Genomic DNA, 17571 nt, shown 5'->3' on the forward strand with positions numbered 1-17571 from the left:
TCTGACGACTGATACACCGCTATCGCGAGCAGGCTCGCTCCCACAAGGGAACTACAGAGTTCTTGAGATTACTTGCAGACTTTCGCGATGGCTTCGGCCAGCAGATCAAGACGCGTCGCATCAATCCCCGCCACGTTCGCCCGCCCGGTACCGACCATGTAAACGCTGTGATGATCACGCAACTGTTTAACCTGGTCAGGCGTCAATCCGGTGTAGGAAAACATCCCGCGTTGCACACCAATGTGCGCAAAGCGCTCGCGCAAGCCATGAGGCTCCAGCGCCTCGACCAGGCCGCTGCGCAGTTGGGCGATACGCAAGCGCATGGCTTCCACTTCGTCGGCCCAGAGGCTTTTCAGCTCCGGATCGCCGAGGATCGTTGCCACGACGGCGGCGCCGTGATCCGGTGGAGTCGACCACAGGTTACGGGCGATGTTGGCCAGTTGGCTGCGGATATCCACCAGTTTGTCAGCCGTCTTCGCGCAGACAATCAGCGCACCCGTGCGGTCGCGGTACAGGCCGAAGTTCTTCGAGCAGGAGCTGGTGATCAACACTTCCGGCAGTTCAGCAGCGAACAACCGGGTCGACCACGCATCCTGCTCCAGTCCGTCGCCGAAACCCTGATAGGCGAAGTCGATCAGCGGCACCAGATTACGACTGCGCACCACTTCCAGCACCCGGCGCCAGTCGTCATGGGACAGATCGAAACCGGTCGGGTTGTGGCAGCAAGCGTGCAGCAAAACCACATCGCCCTCAGGGGCTTCGTTGAGTGCTGCCAGCATCGCTTCAACATCGAGGCGGTTGTCGCTGCCGACATAAGGGTAGTGATTAACCTTGACCCCGGCCGTGGCGAAAATGGTTTCGTGAATCGGCCAGGTCGGGTTGCTCAACCACACGCCGCGGCCTGGCAGGCACTGGGCGATGAAGTCCGCGCTCAAGCGCAACGCACCGGTACCGCCCGGCGTCTGGGTGGCTCCGGCGCGTTGTTCGGCGATCAGCGCAGAATCGGCGCCGAGCACCAACTCGTTGATGGCTTTGCCGAACGCCGGTTCGCCGTGACCGCCGATGTAGGTCTTGGTGGTCTGGCGATCCACCAGGCGCTGCTCCGCAAGCTTCACGGCCTGGGGGATCGGCGTCAGGCCAAAGGCGTCTTTATAGACGCCCACGCCAAGGTCGAATTTGCGCGGGTTGGGGTCCTGCGCATAGGCCTCCATCAGGCCGAGAATCGGGTCGCCGGGTACTCGACCTATGGCGTCGAAATGCATTATTTGCGGCCCTCGGCGTCCTTGGCCACTTCGTCAGTGCGCGCGGCCATGATGAAATCGTTGCGGTGCAGGCCTTTGATGGAGTGGCTCCACCAGGTCACGGTGACTTTGCCCCATTCGGTCAGCAGGCCCGGGTGGTGACCTTCAGCCTCGGAGATTTCACCGACGGCGTTGGTGAACGCCAGCGCGTGCTTGAAGTTCTTGAACAGGAAAACCTTTTCCAGCTGCATGACGCTGTCGCGGACTTCGATGTTCCAGTCCGGGATCTGCTTGATCAGTACCGGCAGCTCTTCGTCGCTGACCTGAGGGGCGTCGGCGCGGCAGGCTTCGCAATGGGCTTGGTTCAATGTGGACATGATGTGTTCCTGAATTCGAATGATTGGAAATCGGCCGTCAGTGCAACCACGCTAAACCAAAGCGTCGATTCCTGACAGGCTCACTTGATTCTAAAAGCTGCGGATCACGCGGCTTTCGGCGGAAATTTCGGTGCGTGCAAGCCCAGCTGCATGCCTTGCTTGACCATGCCCATGATGTCTTCGTGGGCGAGGTCGAACAGACGCTTGAGGTTCGGCAAGACGAAATACAGCGGTTGCAGGATGTCGATGCGGTAAGGCGTGCGCATGCATTCCAATGGGTCGAAGGCCTGATGCTCAGGTTCGTTCGACAGGCTGTAAACGGTTTCTTTCGGCGAGGAAAGAATGCCGCCGCCGTAAATGCGCTGGCCTTGGGGGGTATCGACCAGGCCGAACTCGATGGTCATCCAGTACAGGCGCGCCAGGTACACGCGTTCTTCCTTGGAAGCCTTCAGGCCGAGTTTGCCGTAGGTGTGGGTGAATTCGGCGAACCAAGGGTTGGTCAGCAGCGGGCAGTGACCAAAGATCTCGTGGAAAATGTCCGGCTCTTGCAGGTAATCCAGCTCTTCGCGGGTACGAATAAACGTCGCCACCGGAAACTGCTTGTTGGCCAGTAATTCAAAGAAGGTCTGGAAAGGAATCAGTGCGGGTACTCGGGCAACCTGCCAGCCGGTGGTTTCACCGAGGACTTTGTTGATTTCGCCGAGTTGCGGAATGCGGTCGTGGGGCAGACCGAGTTTTTCGATACCGTCCAGGTATTCCTGGCACGCACGCCCTTCGATCACTTTCAGTTGGCGAGTGATCAGCGTGTTCCACACCGCGTGTTCTTCGGCGGGGTAGTCGATAAAACCTTGCGCATCGGGCACGCGAGCCACGTACTGCGTCTGCTTCATGCTGCTCTCCTGCTAGGGGATTTCGTTCTTGTTATGTCCTGCTATGGACTTAGAAATACCTCAGGAATTGCGATGTTGCAGCACGTGTAAGCCGTCGCACGTAGGAAAATTCGTTGGTTTTCGTAAACTTTTCGTTACGGATTGGCGACTGTGGCGCTGCGCATGAGTTTTTCGGGTTTGAAATGGCTCACAGGTGTCACATAATCTTGACGACTATCTGAGCGCACCCAGAGAAATATTTCCCTTGTGGGCCTCGATTGATTGGTAAGCCGCTGTAGGTAGGAGCCGGCTTGCCAGCGATAGCGTTCTCAAGGACGCCATCGCCGGCAAGCCAGCTCCTACAGGGAGCGATCCATCGCCTTAATTTATCTTCGGGCCTTATATGCGTATCAAAGTCCACTGCCAGAACCGCATCGGCATCCTGCGCGACATTCTCAATTTGCTGGTCGAGTACGGGATCAACGTTGCTCGCGGTGAAGTGGGTGGCGAGCATGGCAACGCGATCTACCTGCATTGTCCGAACCTGATCAATATTCAGTTCCAGGCGTTGCGTCCGAAATTCGAGTCGATTGCCGGGGTCTTTGGCGTCAAGCGTGTAGGCCTGATGCCGAGCGAGCGTCGGCACATGGAGCTCAATGCTTTGCTCGGGGCCCTGGAATTTCCGGTGTTGTCGATCGACATGGGCGGTTCGATTGTCGCGGCTAACCGCGCGGCGGCGCAGTTGCTCGGCGTGCGTGTCGATGAGGTGCCGGGGATTCCCTTGTCGCGTTACGCCGAGGATTTCGATTTGCCGGAACTGGTGCGCGCCAACAAGTCGCGGATCAACGGGCTGCGAGTCAAGGTCAAGGGTGACGTGTTTCTGGCCGACATCGCGCCGCTGCAATCGGAACATGACGACAGCGAGGCCATGGCCGGCGCGGTGCTGACGCTGCACCGTGCCGACCGGGTAGGGGAGCGCATTTACAACGTGCGCAAACAGGAACTGCGCGGGTTCGACAGCATCTTCCAGAGCTCGAAAGTGATGGCGGCGGTGGTGCGTGAAGCCCGGCGCATGGCGCCGCTGGATGCGCCGCTATTGATAGAAGGCGAAACCGGCACCGGCAAGGAGTTGCTGGCACGCGCCTGCCACCTGGCGAGCCCGCGCGGTCAGTCGCCGCTGATGGCGCTCAATTGCGCCGGCCTGCCGGAGTCCATGGCCGAGACTGAGCTGTTCGGCTACGGCCCCGGCGCGTTCGAAGGCGCCCGTGCCGAAGGCAAGCTAGGGCTGTTGGAGCTGACGGCGGGCGGTACGCTGTTTCTCGATGGCGTGGGGGAAATGAGCCCGCGCTTGCAGGTGAAATTACTCAGATTCCTGCAGGACGGATGCTTCCGTCGTGTAGGCAGTGATGAAGAGGTTTACCTCGATGTGCGAGTGATCTGTGCCACGCAGGTCGACTTGTCGGAATTGTGCGCTCGTGGCGAGTTTCGCCAGGATTTGTATCACCGTTTGAACGTGCTTTCGCTGCATATCCCGCCGCTGCGCGAATGCCTGGATGGTTTGACGCCGTTGGTGGAGCACTTCCTTGATCAGGCCAGTCGGCAGATCGGTTGTGCGCTGCCGAAGCTGGCGCCGGCGGCCATGGAGCGGCTCAGTCACTACCATTGGCCGGGCAACGTCCGGCAGTTGGAAAACGTGCTGTTCCAGGCGGTTTCGTTATGCGAGGGCGGGACGGTCAAGGCTGAACATATTCGCCTGCCGGATTATGGCGTGCGTCAGCCGCTTGGCGATTTTTCACTTGAAGGCGGGCTGGATGAGATTGTCGGGCGGTTCGAGAAAGCGGTGCTGGAGCGTTTGTATTCGGAGCATCCGAGCAGTCGGCAACTGGGCAAGCGGTTAGGGGTTTCGCATACCACCATTGCCAACAAGTTGCGTGAGTATGAAGTCGGCAAGACTGAGTCCTAGCTGACGTTTGCTGTGTTTGTTTTGGCCCCATCGCGAGCAGGGCTCGCCCCTACAGGGGATTGCATTCCAAATGTAGGAGCGAGCCCTGCTCGCGATAGCGGTATCCTGTTCAGCCTCAAGGCCAAGCCTTGCCACTTACCGGCATAACACCGCCGGTTTTTCGTCTTTGACACATTCCCCCATTTCCCCCTGAACCCTCCAAGTCCTTTGTTTGCCGGGCTCCGCGCCGCCAGAAAAAAGTTGGTCTGCAAATTGCTTATCGCTCAGCAGTACAGCGGTGGGCGGCAAACGTCCGGCATGCAGAGGAAAGAGTGTGGACAAGTACCTTTATGTGGCAATGACCGGCGCCAGCCAGAATGCACTGGCGCAGAAGGCTCATGCGAACAACCTGGCGAACATCTCCACCAACGGCTTCCAGAAAGACCTGGAGCAGGCGCGTTCGATGCCGGTGTTCGGTGACAGCTTTCCGGCGCGTGCGTTTGCGATGTCCGAACGTCCGGCCACCGACTTCTCCGCGGGCTCTCTGGTACAAACCGGTCGCGACCTCGATGTCGCGGTGCAGGGCAACGGCTGGATCGCGGTGCAGAACCCCGACGGCGGTGAAAGCTACGTGCGCACCGGCAGTCTGAACGTTGACGCTCTGGGCGTGTTGCGGGCCGGCAACGGCATGCCGGTGATGGGCAATGGCGGGCCGATTTCCGTGCCGCCCGAGCAGCAAATCGAAGTGGGTGAAGACGGCACCGTCAGTATTCGTGCGATGGGCGAAGGCCCTCGAGTGATGGCTGAAGTCGACCGCATCAAGCTGGTCAACCCGGATTTCAAGAACATGACCAAAGGCCTGGACGGTTCGATCCACACCAAGGATGGCAAGCCGGCGCAAGCCGATGCCAACGTCAAACTGGTGTCCGGGTTCCTGGAGTCGAGCAACGTCAATGCCGTGGAAGAGATGACTTCGGTACTGGCGCTGGCCAAGCAGTTCGAACTGCACATCAAGATGATGAACACCGCCAAAGACGATGACCAGGCCATGGCTCGGGTCTTGCAGATCAGCTAATTATCAGAACGTCGCGCCGTAAAACAGGCGCACGAGGAGAATCGAATGCTTCCGGCTCTATGGGTTGCCAAAACAGGTCTGTCCGCCCAGGACACCAACCTGACCACCATTTCCAACAACCTGGCGAACGTGTCGACCACGGGTTTCAAACGTGACCGCGCCGAGTTCCAGGACCTGCTGTACCAGATCAAACGCCAGCCAGGCGCCCAGTCGACCCAGGACAGCGAACTGCCGTCGGGTCTGCAATTGGGTACCGGTGTGCGCATTGTCGGCACCCAGAAAAACTTCAACGCCGGTAGCCTGCAAACTACCGAGCAGCCGTTGGACATGGCCATCGACGGTCGCGGTTTCTTCCAGATCCTGCAACCGGACGGCACCACGTCCTACACCCGTGACGGTACGTTCCACCTCGACTCCAACGGCCAGATCGTGAACGCCAACGGCTTCGCCCTCGAGCCGGCCATTGTCATTCCGAACGACGCGCAGACCTTCACGGTCGGTCGCGACGGCACCGTGTCCATCACCATTGCCGGCAACCCGGCATCCCAAGTGATCGGCAACCTGCAAACCGCCGACTTCATCAACCCGGCCGGCCTGCAAGCGGTGGGTAACAACCTGTTCCTGGAAACCGCCGCCAGCGGCGCGCCGCAAGTCGGCACGCCAGGCCTGGCCGGTTTCGGTACCACGCTGCAGAACACCCTGGAAACTTCCAACGTCAGCACCGTTGAAGAGATGGTCAACATGATCACCACTCAGCGCGCCTACGAGATGAACTCCAAGGTGATCTCCACCGCCGACCAGATGCTCTCGTTCGTAACGCAGAATCTGTAATCAAGTCTATGAGGCGGTCATGAGGCCGCCTGCAACACCGTGAGGTAGGGTCATGAATCGCTTTGTATCTGTTCTGGCACTGAGTGGCGTCGTCGCGCTGGCGGGTTGCGTCGGTCCGACGCCCAAGCCCAATGACCCTTACTACGCCCCGGTGTTGCCGCGTACGCCATTGCCGGCTGCCGCGAACAACGGCTCGATCTACCAGGCCGGCTTCGAACAGAACCTGTACAGCGACCGCAAGGCGTTCCGGGTCGGTGACATCATTACCATCACCCTGAACGAAAAAACCCAGGCCAGTAAAAACGCCAACTCGCAAGTGGCCAAGAACAGCAAGGCCGGCATTGGCCTGACGTCGTTGTTCGGTGTGGTGCCCAACACAAACAACCCATTCAATGAGAATGATCTGACACTGAATGCGAGTTACAGCGGCGACCGCGCGACCAAGGGCGACAGCAAGGCAGGGCAGGGCAACAGCCTGACCGGTTCGATCACCGTGACCGTCGCCGACGTCTTGCCCAACGGCATCATTGCCGTGCGCGGCGAGAAGTGGATGACCCTCAATACCGGTGATGAACTGGTACGGATCGCCGGCCTGGTCCGGGCCGATGACATCGCGACCGACAACACGGTTTCGTCAACGCGCATCGCCGATGCACGCATCACCTATTCGGGCACCGGTTCGTTTGCCGATGCGAGTCAGCCAGGCTGGTTCGACCGTTTCTTCCTCAGCCCGCTGTTCCCTTTCTAGGTGGTCACGTTGAATTTCAAACACCTGATGGTGGCTGCGTTCCTGATGTCCGCAGCCTTTGGTGCTCAGGCCGAGCGGCTGAAGGATATCGCCAGTATTTCCGGCGTACGTTCCAACCAATTGATCGGCTACGGCCTGGTGGTCGGGCTCAACGGTACCGGCGACCAGACGACGCAGACGCCGTTCACCCTGCAAACCTTCAACAACATGCTCTCGCAGTTCGGCATCAAGGTGCCGCCCGGTTCGGGCAACGTGCAGTTGAAGAACGTCGCGGCGGTATCGATCAGTGCCGACTTGCCGGCCTTCGCCAAGCCGGGTCAGCAGGTGGACATTACCGTGTCCTCCATCGGTAACTCCAAGAGCCTGCGCGGCGGCACCTTGTTGCTGACGCCGCTCAAGGGTATCGACGGCAACGTTTACGCGGTCGCCCAGGGCAACCTGGTCGTCGGCGGTTTTGATGCTGAAGGTCGTGACGGTTCGAAGATCACCGTCAACGTTCCGTCGGCCGGTCGCATCCCAGGTGGTGCGTCGGTCGAGCGTTCGGTGCCGAGCGGTTTCAACCAGGGCAACAGCCTGACGTTGAACCTCAACCGTTCCGACTTCACCACCGCCAAGCGCATCGTCGACAAGATCAATGACATGCTCGGCCCTGGCGTTGCCCAGGCCATCGACGGCGGTTCGATTCGCGTCAGTGCGCCACTGGATCCGGGCCAGCGCGTCGACTATCTGTCGATCATCGAGAACCTTGAAGTCGATCCGGGTCAGGCGGTGGCGAAAGTCATCATCAACTCCCGCACCGGCACCATCGTGATCGGCCAGAACGTCAAGGTGTCCCCGGCCGCCGTGACTCACGGCAGCCTGACCGTGACCATTACCGAAGACCCGATCGTCAGCCAGCCCGGCCCTCTGTCCAATGGTCAGACCGCTGTTGTGCCGCGCTCGCGGGTCAACGCCCAGCAGGAAGCCAAGCCGATGTTCAAGTTCGGCCCGGGCACCACCCTCGACGAGATCGTGCGTGCGGTGAACCAGGTCGGCGCGGCGCCAGGCGACTTGATGGCAATCCTTGAAGCACTGAAACAGGCCGGCGCGTTGCAAGCCGACCTGATCGTGATCTGAGGCCGGCGACCATGGATATGCACAAGAGTGGTCTGGTCAGCAGCGCCGATTCGGGGTCCTATTCGGACCTCAATCGTCTGAATCAGCTCAAGGTCGGCGACAAGAACAGTGACGAAAACCTGCGCAAAGTGGCGCAGGAATTCGAGTCGCTGTTCCTCGGTGAAATGCTCAAGTCCATGCGCAAGGCGACCGACACGCTGGCCGAGGGCAACCCGCTCAACACGCCGGCGGCCAAGCAGTACCAGGAAATGTACGACCAGCAGTTGGCCGTTTCCATGTCCCGCGAGGGCGGTGGTATTGGTCTGGCGGACGTGCTGATGCGCCAGATGTCGAAGAACAAACCATTGGCGCCGGGCGAAGCGGCAACGCTGTCGGCGGCCAAGCAGGAAGCGGCAAAAGCGGCGGTGCAGACGCCGGTGGCGGCGGGCACGGTCGGGACCAACGGGCCGCTGTCGCGAGTCAATGGCCAGCGTCCGTTGTGGGCTTCGCGCTCGATCAGCGCTCCACAGGCGGCAGGCGAGGGCGCACATCGCAACGACATGGCGCTGATCAATCAGCGGCGCCTGGCGTTGCCACCGAAACTGGCTGACCGCTTGCTGGCGGGCCTGGTGCCTTCGGCGACGACGGCCGCCGCGCCGCTCAATAACACTCGATTGGCAGAGCGCACCACGCCGACCGGTTCGGGGCCTTTGTTCAACGGAGACTGGCTGGCGACTGCGCAAGCATCAGCGAATGGCAGCTTGCAGATTCATGGTCGTGCCATCGCTCAGATACCGTTGGCACCGGCGAAAAAAGCCTTCAGTTCTGCCGACCAGTTCGTCAACACCATGTTGCCGATGGCCAAGGAAGCCGCCGAGCGCATCGGCGTCGATCCGCGTTACCTGGTGGCTCAAGCGGCGCTGGAAACCGGCTGGGGCAAATCGGTCATGCGCGCACAGGATGGCAGCAGCAGCCACAACCTGTTCGGCATCAAGGCCAGCAGCAGCTGGAAGGGCGATTCGGCGCGGGCGATCACCAGCGAATTCCGAAATGGCGCGATGGTCAAGGAGACGGCCGAGTTCCGTTCCTATGGCTCTTACAAGGACAGCTTCCATGACCTTGTGACTTTGTTGCAAACCAACAATCGCTATCAAGATGTCGTGAAGTCGGCCGATAACCCAGAACAGTTTGTACGCGAGTTGCAAAAGGCCGGTTACGCAACCGACCCGGACTACGCGAGCAAGATTTCGCAGATAGCCAAGCAGATGACGAGTTACCAGAACTACGCTGCGGCGGGCGTTTCCACCACGCCTTTATAGGCACAAGGATTAAGGTCGAACCATGAGTTTGCTCAATATCGGGATGTCGGGTCTGGCCGCTGGCCAATCCTCGTTGATGACCACCGGCAACAACATTGCCAACGTCGACACCGCCGGGTACTCGCGCCAGCAAACAGTGCAGGGCACCAAGGCCTCGCAGCAGTTCGGCAATGTCTACATCGGCACCGGCACGACCCTGGCCGATGTGCGTCGCGTGTACAACAGCTACCTCGATGCGCAGTTGCAGACCACCACCTCGCTCAACAGCGATTCGGCCGCCTACCTGAATCAGGTCACGCCGCTGGACAAATTGCTCTCCGACACCAGCACCGGCCTGAACGGCGCACTGACCAAGTTTTTTGCCTCGGTGCAGAACGTCAACGCCAAACCCGGTGACGACGCGTCCCGCCAGTTGCTGCTCAGCGATGCCCAGGCCTTGAGCAACCGTTTCAACTCGGTCTCCGCGCAGTTGACCCAGCAGAATGCCAATATCAACGGCAACCTGACGAACATGGCGGATCAGGTCAACAAGCTGGCCGCTACCGTGGCGCAGTTGAACCAGAAGATCTCCGAGGTTTCCAGTTCCGGCGGCATGCCGAACGAGCTGCTCGACGCCCGTAACGAAACCGTGCGCCAGCTGGCGACCTTCACCGGTGCGCAGGTGGTGGAGCGTGAAGGCAATCTCGACATTTACCTGGGCAGCGGTCAGCCGCTGGTCATGGGTAATACGGTCAACAAACTTGAAGTGGTACCGGGCAAAGACGATCCGGGCCGCTTGTCACTGCAACTCAATCGCGGTTCGAGCACCATTGATATCACCGCGATCATGACCGGCGGCGAAATCGGCGGGTTGCTGCGTTATCGCAGCACCGTGCTGGACCCGGCCATGAACGAATTGGGTCGTGTGGCCCTGGTCGTCGCCGACCAGATGAACAGCCTTCAGGCCCAGGGCATCGACAAGAACGGCGCCTTCGGTTCGAACCTGTTCAACAACATCAACTCGGCCAAGCTGGTCTCTGAACGCAGCGTCGCCAGCCTGAACAACGTGGGCACCGGTAACTTTGATGTGAGCATCAAGGACACTGGCAAGCTGACCATCAACGATTACAAGGTCACGTTCACCACCGCGACCGATTACACCGTTCAGCGCCTGCCGGACAACACGCCGATGGGCTCCTTCAGCACGGTAGCGCCGGCAACGGCACCGGTCATCGACGGCGTCGAGATGAAGTTCAACGCGGCTTCTGCCACGGCGGGCGACACCTTCAGGATCACCCCGACCCGCGATGCTGCGGCGAACATCAAGACCGAGATGACCGACTCCAAGCGTCTGGCCATCGCGGCACCGCTGGGCGCGGCGATTGCAGCGAGCGGCAGTGGCAGCGGCACCCTGACGATCCCGGCCAGCGGTCAACCGACCCTGACCACCAAGTTCGACATCTACGACGCGGCGACCACCACCGCGATGCAGAACGGCCTGAAAAACTCCACGCCGACCAAGGTGGTATTTGGTGCGGTGTCCGCCGATGGCACCAGCCAGACCTACCAGTTCCTGGATGCCAAGGGCGCGCTGATCAGCGGCGGTACCATCAAGCCAGGTGAGACCAATACCCTGAACCTGAGCATTCCGCTCACGGATGCCGCGGGTGCACCGATCCCGGCTCCGCCCGCGACTCAGTACGCCGCGGCCTTCAGCATGACCATCGCCGGTGCCCCAAGCAGCGGCGCGGCGATCAACGTCTCGCTCACTCAGCCGGGCAGCCTGGACAACCGTAACGGCACCGCACTGGCTGGCTTGCAGACCGCGAAGACCGTGGACACCGGTTCGGCCAGCAAAGGCATTTCCCTGAACGACGCCTACGGCAAACTGGTCGAGGGTGTGGGTTCCAAGGCTGCACAGGGCAAGCTCGACAGCGCGGCGACCGAAGCCATCCTGGCGAATGCCAAGGGCGCGCGCGACTCGCTCTCGGGTGTCGACCTCGATGAGGAAACCGGCAACCTGGTCAAATATCAGCAGTACTACACCGCGTCTTCGCAGATCATCAAGGCTGCGCAGGAAATCTTCAGCACACTGATCAACAGTCTTTAAGGAGTCGTAGCCCATGCGCATTTCTACCGCCCAGTTTTACGAGTCCTCGGCTGCCAACTATTCGAAGAACTTCGCCAACGTGGTCAAGAGCAGCGAAGAGGCGAGCAGCCTGGTTCGCGTCAACACCGCCGCCGATGATCCGGTCGGCGCCTCGCGCCTGCTGCAATTGGGCCAGCAGGCTTCGATGCTCGATCAGTTCAACAACAACATGACGACGATCAAAGCCACGCTCGGCCAGACTGAAGCCGTCATGACCAGTATCGGCAACGTGCTGCAACGCGCCAAGGAACTGGCTCTGGGGGCCGGCAACGCCGGTTATACCGATTCCGATCGCCAGGCCAACGCTTCGGAGCTCAGCCAGATCGAAGAACAGCTGTTGAGCCTGATGAACACCAAGGACGAAAACGGCAAATACATTTTCTCCGGCTCCAAGGGCGATACCGTTCCGTTCTCGCGTAATACCGACGGCACCTACAGCTATAACGGTGATCAGGTCACGCTGGACCTGCCGATTGGCGATACCCAGTCGATGGCCACCAACAGCACCGGTTGGGCTGTGTTCCAGCAAGCCATCAACACCAGTCGCACACAGTCCACCATGACCACGCCGACGCCGGCCGTCGATGGCGGTCGTGTGGTGCTGTCCAATGGTCAGGTGAATTCGGACGTGACCTACAACGCCAAATTCCGTGGCGGCGAGCCCTACACCGTGAATTTCCTCAGCCCTACGCAGCTGGAAATCCGCGACTCGCTGGGTAATGACGTCACGGCCGAAGCTTCTGGCAATGGCGTGTTCAGCTCCTCCGGTGGTGCCGCCACACAGACAATCAACTTCCGTGGCGTTGACCTGAAGTTGAACATCAACATGAAGACTGGCGACGTTCCGGCGACCGTGTTCCCGGCGCCTCCGGCCCCCAATGCCTACAGCTTCACCCTGGCGGCCAAGCCGGACAGCTTCAATGCGACCCGTGCCCCAGGCAACCTGTCCAGCGATGTCGTCACCAATACGAGCATCTCCAACAGTGCCGCCTACCACGCCAGCTTTCCGGAAGGCGGGGCCGTTCTCAAGTTCACCAGCGCCACGGCTTTCGACTTGTATGCAGCGCCTCTGACCGCGAGCAGCAAGCCGGTTTCCAGTGGTGTTCTGGCGGGCAACGTCGCCACCGCATCGGGTGTCGATTTTACGCTGAGCGGCGCACCGTCGATGCAGGCTGGTGACCAGTTCTCCGTCACGGTCAACACTCACCAGACGCAGAACGTTCTGGACACGGTCGCCCAGCTGAAAACCGCGCTGTCGACGCCGACCAACAACAATCCGCAGGCCATTCAAGCACTCAACGCGGCCATTGGTTCCGGTATCGGTAACCTGACCAGCGGCATTGACCAGTTGACCTCGGGCCTCAGCTCCGTGGGTGGTCGCGGTGCGTCGCTGACGACTCAGACCGATATCAACCAGAGCCTGGTGCTGGCCAACACGCAGACCCAGGGCGCGATCCGTGATTCGGACCCGGCCACGGTGATGACCCGCCTGACCTTGCAGCAAACCATGCTGCAAGCCTCGCAACTGGCGTTCAGCAAAATCGCTCAGTTGGGGTTGTTCAACAAAGTCTGAGTCAAGGCCTTCGCGCCATAGGCGCGAAGGTTCAATACACCCGAGTGCAAACCGTCATTTTTCAGCGGTTCAGGGCTGCTCCACTCGTTCCAGAGTGAGCGCCCACCGCTCGCGAGTTCCCCTGCCGTGAAACCAGCTCCTCTTGTCAGCATCGCCATTCCCGCCTACAACCCGCTGTACTTTAAGGCAGCGCTGCAAAGTGCGCTGAACCAGACCTATGCGTCGCTTGAAGTGATCGTGTGTGACGACAGCGACAGCGATGAAATCCATGAGCTGGTCCAGGCCTGCACAGTGCCGCCAACCGTGACATTGCGTTATGTGCGCAATGAACAACGCCTGGGGTTCAAGGGGAATCTGATGGCCTGCGCCGAGCAGGCAACCGGGGAGTACCTCAAGCTTCTCTGTGATGACGATCAACTGCTGCCTGAGAGCATTGCCCGTCAGGTGCAGGGTTTCATTGACCATGACGATGTGAATCTGGTGATTGCCCTGCGTCAGTATTGCGACGGCGATTACCTTCTGCTTCCCGAGCGCCTGGAGAACTCCAGCTTTGTCTCGGGGGATACGCTGTTCAAGGGTGAAGACCTGCTGGATGTGCTGGAAAGCTCGGCCCTGAACTTTCTCAGCAATTTGAGTGGCGCGCTGATGCGCACTCATCAGGTGCTGGAGTATCTGCCCGCGTTGACCCAGGTCGGCGAAGGGTTTGTCGCCCGTCTCGATTTCGCCTTGTTTGTCTGCCTGTTGCGTCGTGGCAATCTGGCGGTTATCGCACAGGTGCTCAGCTTTGAACGCTTGCACCCGGCGCGCCTGAGCAATCAACTGGAGGTCGAGCAGGCCGTGGCGGTCGAGCTCGGTTGGCTGACCCAAATGCTGTCGGTGCGCAGCGGCGAGCCGGCACCTGCGCCGGGGCATGTTCGCTTTATCGATCTGGCCAGCGCCGCCCTCGGTGAGCCGTATGACTGGGAAGAAATGGCGCTGGGTCGTTCCCTGGGCTTTACCTCGACGTTGCTCCGTTCGCGGGTGGGTGAAAACTGTGACTGCTTTGCTGATGTGTACCTGCAATGGCTGGCGTGTCGCACCCTGAACCCGGCCCAGCAGCGCCTGTTGCCTGCGCGCCTTGCCTCGTGGGCATGGCAGCCGCGAATTGTGCCGGTGGTGATGGATGCCGACGCTGACGATGCGGCACTGGGCGTCACACTGGAGAGCATCGAACGGCAGGTCTATGGCGCCGAAAGGGTGTTGGTGCTCTCGGGTGAAAATCGCACCAGTGCCCTTGCGGGCAACATGATTCGTGTGGCCTTGCAAGGCGACGGGCTTGAGCAACTCAATGGCCTGATGCAGGCCGACAGTGCGGACTGGTTCTATCTGCTGCGGGCCGGTGATCGCCTGAATGAACTGGCCTTGCTGCTTTTGGCCGAGCGGATGGTCGAGAGTGCCGACGCGCTGTGTATCTATACCGATGAAGGCGGCTTGCGCAATGACGTGTCGGTCGAGCCGATCCTCAAGCCCGATTTCAATCTGGACCTGCTGCGCAGTTATCCCTATGTCGGGCGGACACTGGCCATCCAGCGTCAAGGCTTTGTAGCCGCGGGTGGTTTCACCCCGGATTTCGCTGAGCTCAGCCCTCATGACCTGGTCTGGCGCCTCGTCGAAAACCACGGCCCGCATGTCGTGGAACATGTCGCCCAAGTGCTGGTCGAGTCCTCGTTCGGCTTGGCGCAATGGCTCGCTCTGCCGCAGGTTATCGAGCAGAACTCCCGCGTACTGTCTGCGCACCTTGATCGTATCGGTGCGGCACACGAGGTGCGGCCAGGCAGCGTGCCGCTCATCAATCGAATTGACTACCAGCATGGCGTTCAGCCGCTGGTGTCCATTGTGGTAGTGGCCCAGGATCAGCTCGGTCGGCTTGAGCGTTGTATCGAAAGTGTGCTGGAGCACACGGCCTATGCTCACTACGAATTGTTGATCGTCGACAACGCAAGCACCTCGATCGAGGCGCGTGACTGGCTGGCCGCCATGTCGCAAATGGGCGGTGAAAAACTGCGCGTGCTGCATTGCGATTACCCCGATAACCCGGCAGCGGCGCAGAACTTCGCCGTTGCTCAGGCACGTGGCGAGTATGTGGTGTTACTCAGCCCGGACAGCCTGATCGTCAATCGTGACTGGCTTGGGGAGCTGCTGAATCACGGCTTGCGTCCGGAGGTGGGCGTCGTCGGTGGCCGAATGGTCAGCCCTCAGGGGCGTATCGAAGGTTCGGCCATGGTGCTGGGGATGCGCGGCCCTGTCGGCGTACCTTGGCGCGGGGAGGTGATGACCGCTCCAGGGTATATGCAGCGCCAGCAGGCGGTGCAGAATTTGAGTGCTGTGAGAACCGAGTGCCTGCTGGTCCGCAAGCAGGTGTTCGATGAGCTTCAGGGGTTTGACGAGCAGGCCTTTTCCCAAAGGCTCGGCGGTCCTGATTTCTGTCTGCGTGTGAAGCAGAAGGGCTATCTGGTGGTCTGGACGCCGTATGCCGAATCGGTCCACGTGGCTGCCGAGGCGGAGAGCGGGCCGGTGGTGTCAGATCTGCTGGCTGAGCAGAAGCGGTTTTATCAGCGCTGGCTGCCGATCATCGCAAGAGATCCGGCGTACAACGTCAACCTGAGTCTGAGCACCAATAATTTCAGCCTTGAACCGGGTTACAAGAGCGACTGGAATCCGTTCGCCCGTCACATGCTGCCACGGGTGCTGGCGATCCCGATCAACGAGACCGCCGTAGGCCATTACCGTGTCACCCAGCCGTTTCTGGAGCTGGAAGCTGCGGGTCAAGTGCTCGGTAATCTTTCTTACCATACGCCTTCGGACATTGAGCTGGAGCGCCAGTCGCCGGACGTCATCATTCTGCAAGGGCGCTACAGTGAGGGCGCGGTGAATGAAGTGGAGCGAGTCAAAAACAGCTCCAGGGCTTTCCGGATCTTCGAGCTCGATGACTATGTCATCGACGTTCCGAAGAAAAACGCTCACGTGCGCAAGGCCATGGTTGGCGTTGAGCAAATCGTGCGGCGTGCAGTCGGGTTGTGCGACCGGGTGGTGGTGTCGACCCAACCGCTGGCCGATACCCTCAAAGGCATGCATGACGATATTCGCGTGGTGCCGAACATGCTCGCTCCGTATCTGTGGACCGGTCTGAGCAGCCAGCGACGTACGTCGCGCAAGCCGAGGGTCGGTTGGGGCGGAGGCACCAGTCACGATGGGGATCTGGCGATCATTGCCGATGTCGTTCGACTGCTGGCGGATGAAGTGGAATGGGTGTTCTTCGGCATGTGCCCGCCGGCGCTCAAGCCTTTCGTGCATGAGTTCCATCCCGCCGTTGGCTTGCAGGCTTACCCTGCCAAACTGGCGAGCCTGAACCTTGATCTGGCTTTGGCGCCGCTGGAGTTTCACATCTTCAACGACTGCAAGAGCAACTTGCGCCTGTTGGAATATGGCGCGTGCGGTTATCCGGTGATCTGTACGGACACTGAGGCTTATCGCGGTTATCTGCCGTGTACCAAGGTGGTGAGTAACAGTACCGAGGAATGGCTTGAGGCGATTCGTATGCACCTGGCTGACCCGGATGCGAGTTACCGCATGGGTGATGCGTTGCGCGAGGAAGTGCTGCGTGACTATATGTTGCAGGGTAGTAATCTGAATTATTGGGCTGAGGCTTGGTTGCCGGGTTGATCTCGGGGTTCTGTTGCGATTGGGGGGCATATCCGTTGCTGCGGTTATGGCGGCTATTGGTTTCGCCCTTACGGCGAGTCACTTTCGAAAAGCGCGAAAGTAACCAAAGCGCTTTTGCCCCTTTCGTTCGGTGCCTCGCTGTGGCTCGGCATGCCCTCGCTCCGGTCCTGCTCCGTGGGCCCGCCGCCATCGGCCATCCATGGCCGGGGGCGGCTAACCCGGCATCCATGCCGGGTTGCCCACTGCGCAGAACCTGCGCTCGGCCTCTCGAGGGGGCGACTACCGCCACAGCCGCCGAGGCGGCCTGAAAGCCGACCTGGCTCTTTGGTGCACGCGTTCCCTCATTCCGGATATGTACACCTATCCCCTGTAGGAGCCGGCTTGCTGGCGATGGCGTCCCTCCAGCCAATACATACGTTGACTGATCCACCGCTATCGTCGGAACGCCGCACGCAGCAAGCCGGCTCCTACAAGGGATTGGGTTCACACGTTTCAAAATTGTAGGAGCCAGCTTGCTGGCGATGGACGTCAACGATAACGCGGGCTGTCTGAATGAACGCGTCGCCCAGACGATTTTCGCCGGCAAGCCGGCTCCTACAGGGAATCCCATACGCTTTTGATTTCCACCACTCATCAGGTCGAGCGTTAGCTCGCCTTGCTACGTTCAGTCA

At 60.2% G+C, this 17571-nt stretch carries 12 protein-coding genes; 9 read left to right on the forward strand and 3 right to left on the reverse strand.

Annotated elements, in window-relative coordinates; genetic code table 11:
- Positions 1-68: 68 nt before the first annotated feature.
- The 3 genes from KGB27_RS23480 to phhA all read right to left on the reverse strand — a co-directional run bounded on the left by KGB27_RS23480 (position 69) and on the right by phhA (position 2508).
- Positions 69-1262, reverse strand: a complete 1194-nt coding sequence (locus tag KGB27_RS23480; protein WP_008042685.1) for an amino acid aminotransferase — start codon at positions 1260-1262, stop codon at positions 69-71.
- Positions 1262-1618 (reverse strand): 4a-hydroxytetrahydrobiopterin dehydratase, encoded by a 357-nt coding sequence (locus KGB27_RS23485; RefSeq protein ID WP_008030478.1) that lies wholly within the window; start codon positions 1616-1618, stop codon positions 1262-1264. The genes KGB27_RS23480 and KGB27_RS23485 overlap by 1 nt, the downstream gene beginning before the upstream one ends.
- 104 nt (positions 1619-1722) lie before the next feature.
- Positions 1723-2508, reverse strand: coding sequence for a phenylalanine 4-monooxygenase (gene phhA / locus KGB27_RS23490; protein WP_223556517.1), 786 nt, complete (start codon positions 2506-2508; stop codon positions 1723-1725).
- Between the two features lie 382 nt (positions 2509-2890).
- On the opposite strand from phhA, the gene KGB27_RS23495 reads away from it, so the two are divergent.
- The 9 genes from KGB27_RS23495 (at position 2891) to KGB27_RS23535 (ending at position 16900) form a co-directional block, all read left to right on the forward strand.
- Positions 2891-4450, forward strand: coding sequence for a sigma-54-dependent phenylalanine hydroxylase transcriptional regulator PhhR (locus tag KGB27_RS23495; RefSeq protein ID WP_008030481.1), 1560 nt, complete (start codon positions 2891-2893; stop codon positions 4448-4450).
- A gap of 313 nt (positions 4451-4763) precedes the next feature.
- Positions 4764-5504 (forward strand): flagellar basal body rod protein FlgF, encoded by a 741-nt coding sequence (locus KGB27_RS23500; protein ID WP_008030482.1) that lies wholly within the window; start codon positions 4764-4766, stop codon positions 5502-5504.
- Positions 5505-5549: 45 nt separating this feature from the next.
- Complete coding sequence (flgG, locus tag KGB27_RS23505; RefSeq protein WP_008042682.1) at positions 5550-6335, forward strand: flagellar basal-body rod protein FlgG; 786 nt, start codon at positions 5550-5552, stop codon at positions 6333-6335.
- 52 nt (positions 6336-6387) lie between these two features.
- Positions 6388-7083 carry a flagellar basal body L-ring protein FlgH gene (gene flgH / locus KGB27_RS23510; protein WP_008042681.1) on the forward strand — a complete coding sequence of 232 codons (696 nt, stop codon included), beginning with the start codon at positions 6388-6390 and terminating at the stop codon, positions 7081-7083.
- 27 nt (positions 7084-7110) lie between these two features.
- Positions 7111-8199 (forward strand): flagellar basal body P-ring protein FlgI, encoded by a 1089-nt coding sequence (locus KGB27_RS23515; protein WP_032832736.1) that lies wholly within the window; start codon positions 7111-7113, stop codon positions 8197-8199.
- Positions 8200-8210: 11 nt separating this feature from the next.
- Entirely contained in the window at positions 8211-9497 is a 1287-nt protein-coding gene (gene flgJ / locus KGB27_RS23520) for a flagellar assembly peptidoglycan hydrolase FlgJ (protein WP_223449653.1), read from the forward strand.
- Between the two features lie 22 nt (positions 9498-9519).
- Positions 9520-11586 (forward strand): flagellar hook-associated protein FlgK, encoded by a 2067-nt coding sequence (gene flgK / locus KGB27_RS23525; RefSeq protein WP_008042677.1) that lies wholly within the window; start codon positions 9520-9522, stop codon positions 11584-11586.
- 13 nt (positions 11587-11599) lie between these two features.
- Positions 11600-13198, forward strand: coding sequence for a flagellar hook-associated protein 3 (locus KGB27_RS23530; protein ID WP_008042676.1), 1599 nt, complete (start codon positions 11600-11602; stop codon positions 13196-13198).
- Between the two features lie 126 nt (positions 13199-13324).
- Positions 13325-16900 carry a glycosyltransferase gene (locus KGB27_RS23535; protein ID WP_223556518.1) on the forward strand — a complete coding sequence of 1192 codons (3576 nt, stop codon included), beginning with the start codon at positions 13325-13327 and terminating at the stop codon, positions 16898-16900.
- Positions 16901-17571 lie beyond the last annotated feature (671 nt).

Source organism: Pseudomonas sp. BF-R-01, assembly GCF_019946615.1.
GTDB lineage: Bacteria > Pseudomonadota > Gammaproteobacteria > Pseudomonadales > Pseudomonadaceae > Aquipseudomonas > Aquipseudomonas migulae.

What these genes read in the sequence shown, in the direction of transcription:
- KGB27_RS23530 (WP_008042676.1), top strand. Translation starts at nt 11,600, where the DNA reads ATGCGCATTTCTACCGCCCAGTTTTACGAGTCCTCGGCTGCCAACTAT.
- KGB27_RS23495 (WP_008030481.1), top strand. Translation starts at nt 2,891, where the DNA reads ATGCGTATCAAAGTCCACTGCCAGAACCGCATCGGCATCCTGCGCGAC.
- flgJ (WP_223449653.1), top strand. Translation starts at nt 8,211, where the DNA reads ATGGATATGCACAAGAGTGGTCTGGTCAGCAGCGCCGATTCGGGGTCC.
- KGB27_RS23515 (WP_032832736.1), top strand. Translation starts at nt 7,111, where the DNA reads ATGGTGGCTGCGTTCCTGATGTCCGCAGCCTTTGGTGCTCAGGCCGAG.
- flgK (WP_008042677.1), top strand. Translation starts at nt 9,520, where the DNA reads ATGAGTTTGCTCAATATCGGGATGTCGGGTCTGGCCGCTGGCCAATCC.
- flgH (WP_008042681.1), top strand. Translation starts at nt 6,388, where the DNA reads ATGAATCGCTTTGTATCTGTTCTGGCACTGAGTGGCGTCGTCGCGCTG.
- phhA (WP_223556517.1), bottom strand. Translation starts at nt 2,508, where the DNA reads ATGAAGCAGACGCAGTACGTGGCTCGCGTGCCCGATGCGCAAGGTTTT.
- KGB27_RS23485 (WP_008030478.1), bottom strand. Translation starts at nt 1,618, where the DNA reads ATGTCCACATTGAACCAAGCCCATTGCGAAGCCTGCCGCGCCGACGCC.
- KGB27_RS23480 (WP_008042685.1), bottom strand. Translation starts at nt 1,262, where the DNA reads ATGCATTTCGACGCCATAGGTCGAGTACCCGGCGACCCGATTCTCGGC.
- flgG (WP_008042682.1), top strand. Translation starts at nt 5,550, where the DNA reads ATGCTTCCGGCTCTATGGGTTGCCAAAACAGGTCTGTCCGCCCAGGAC.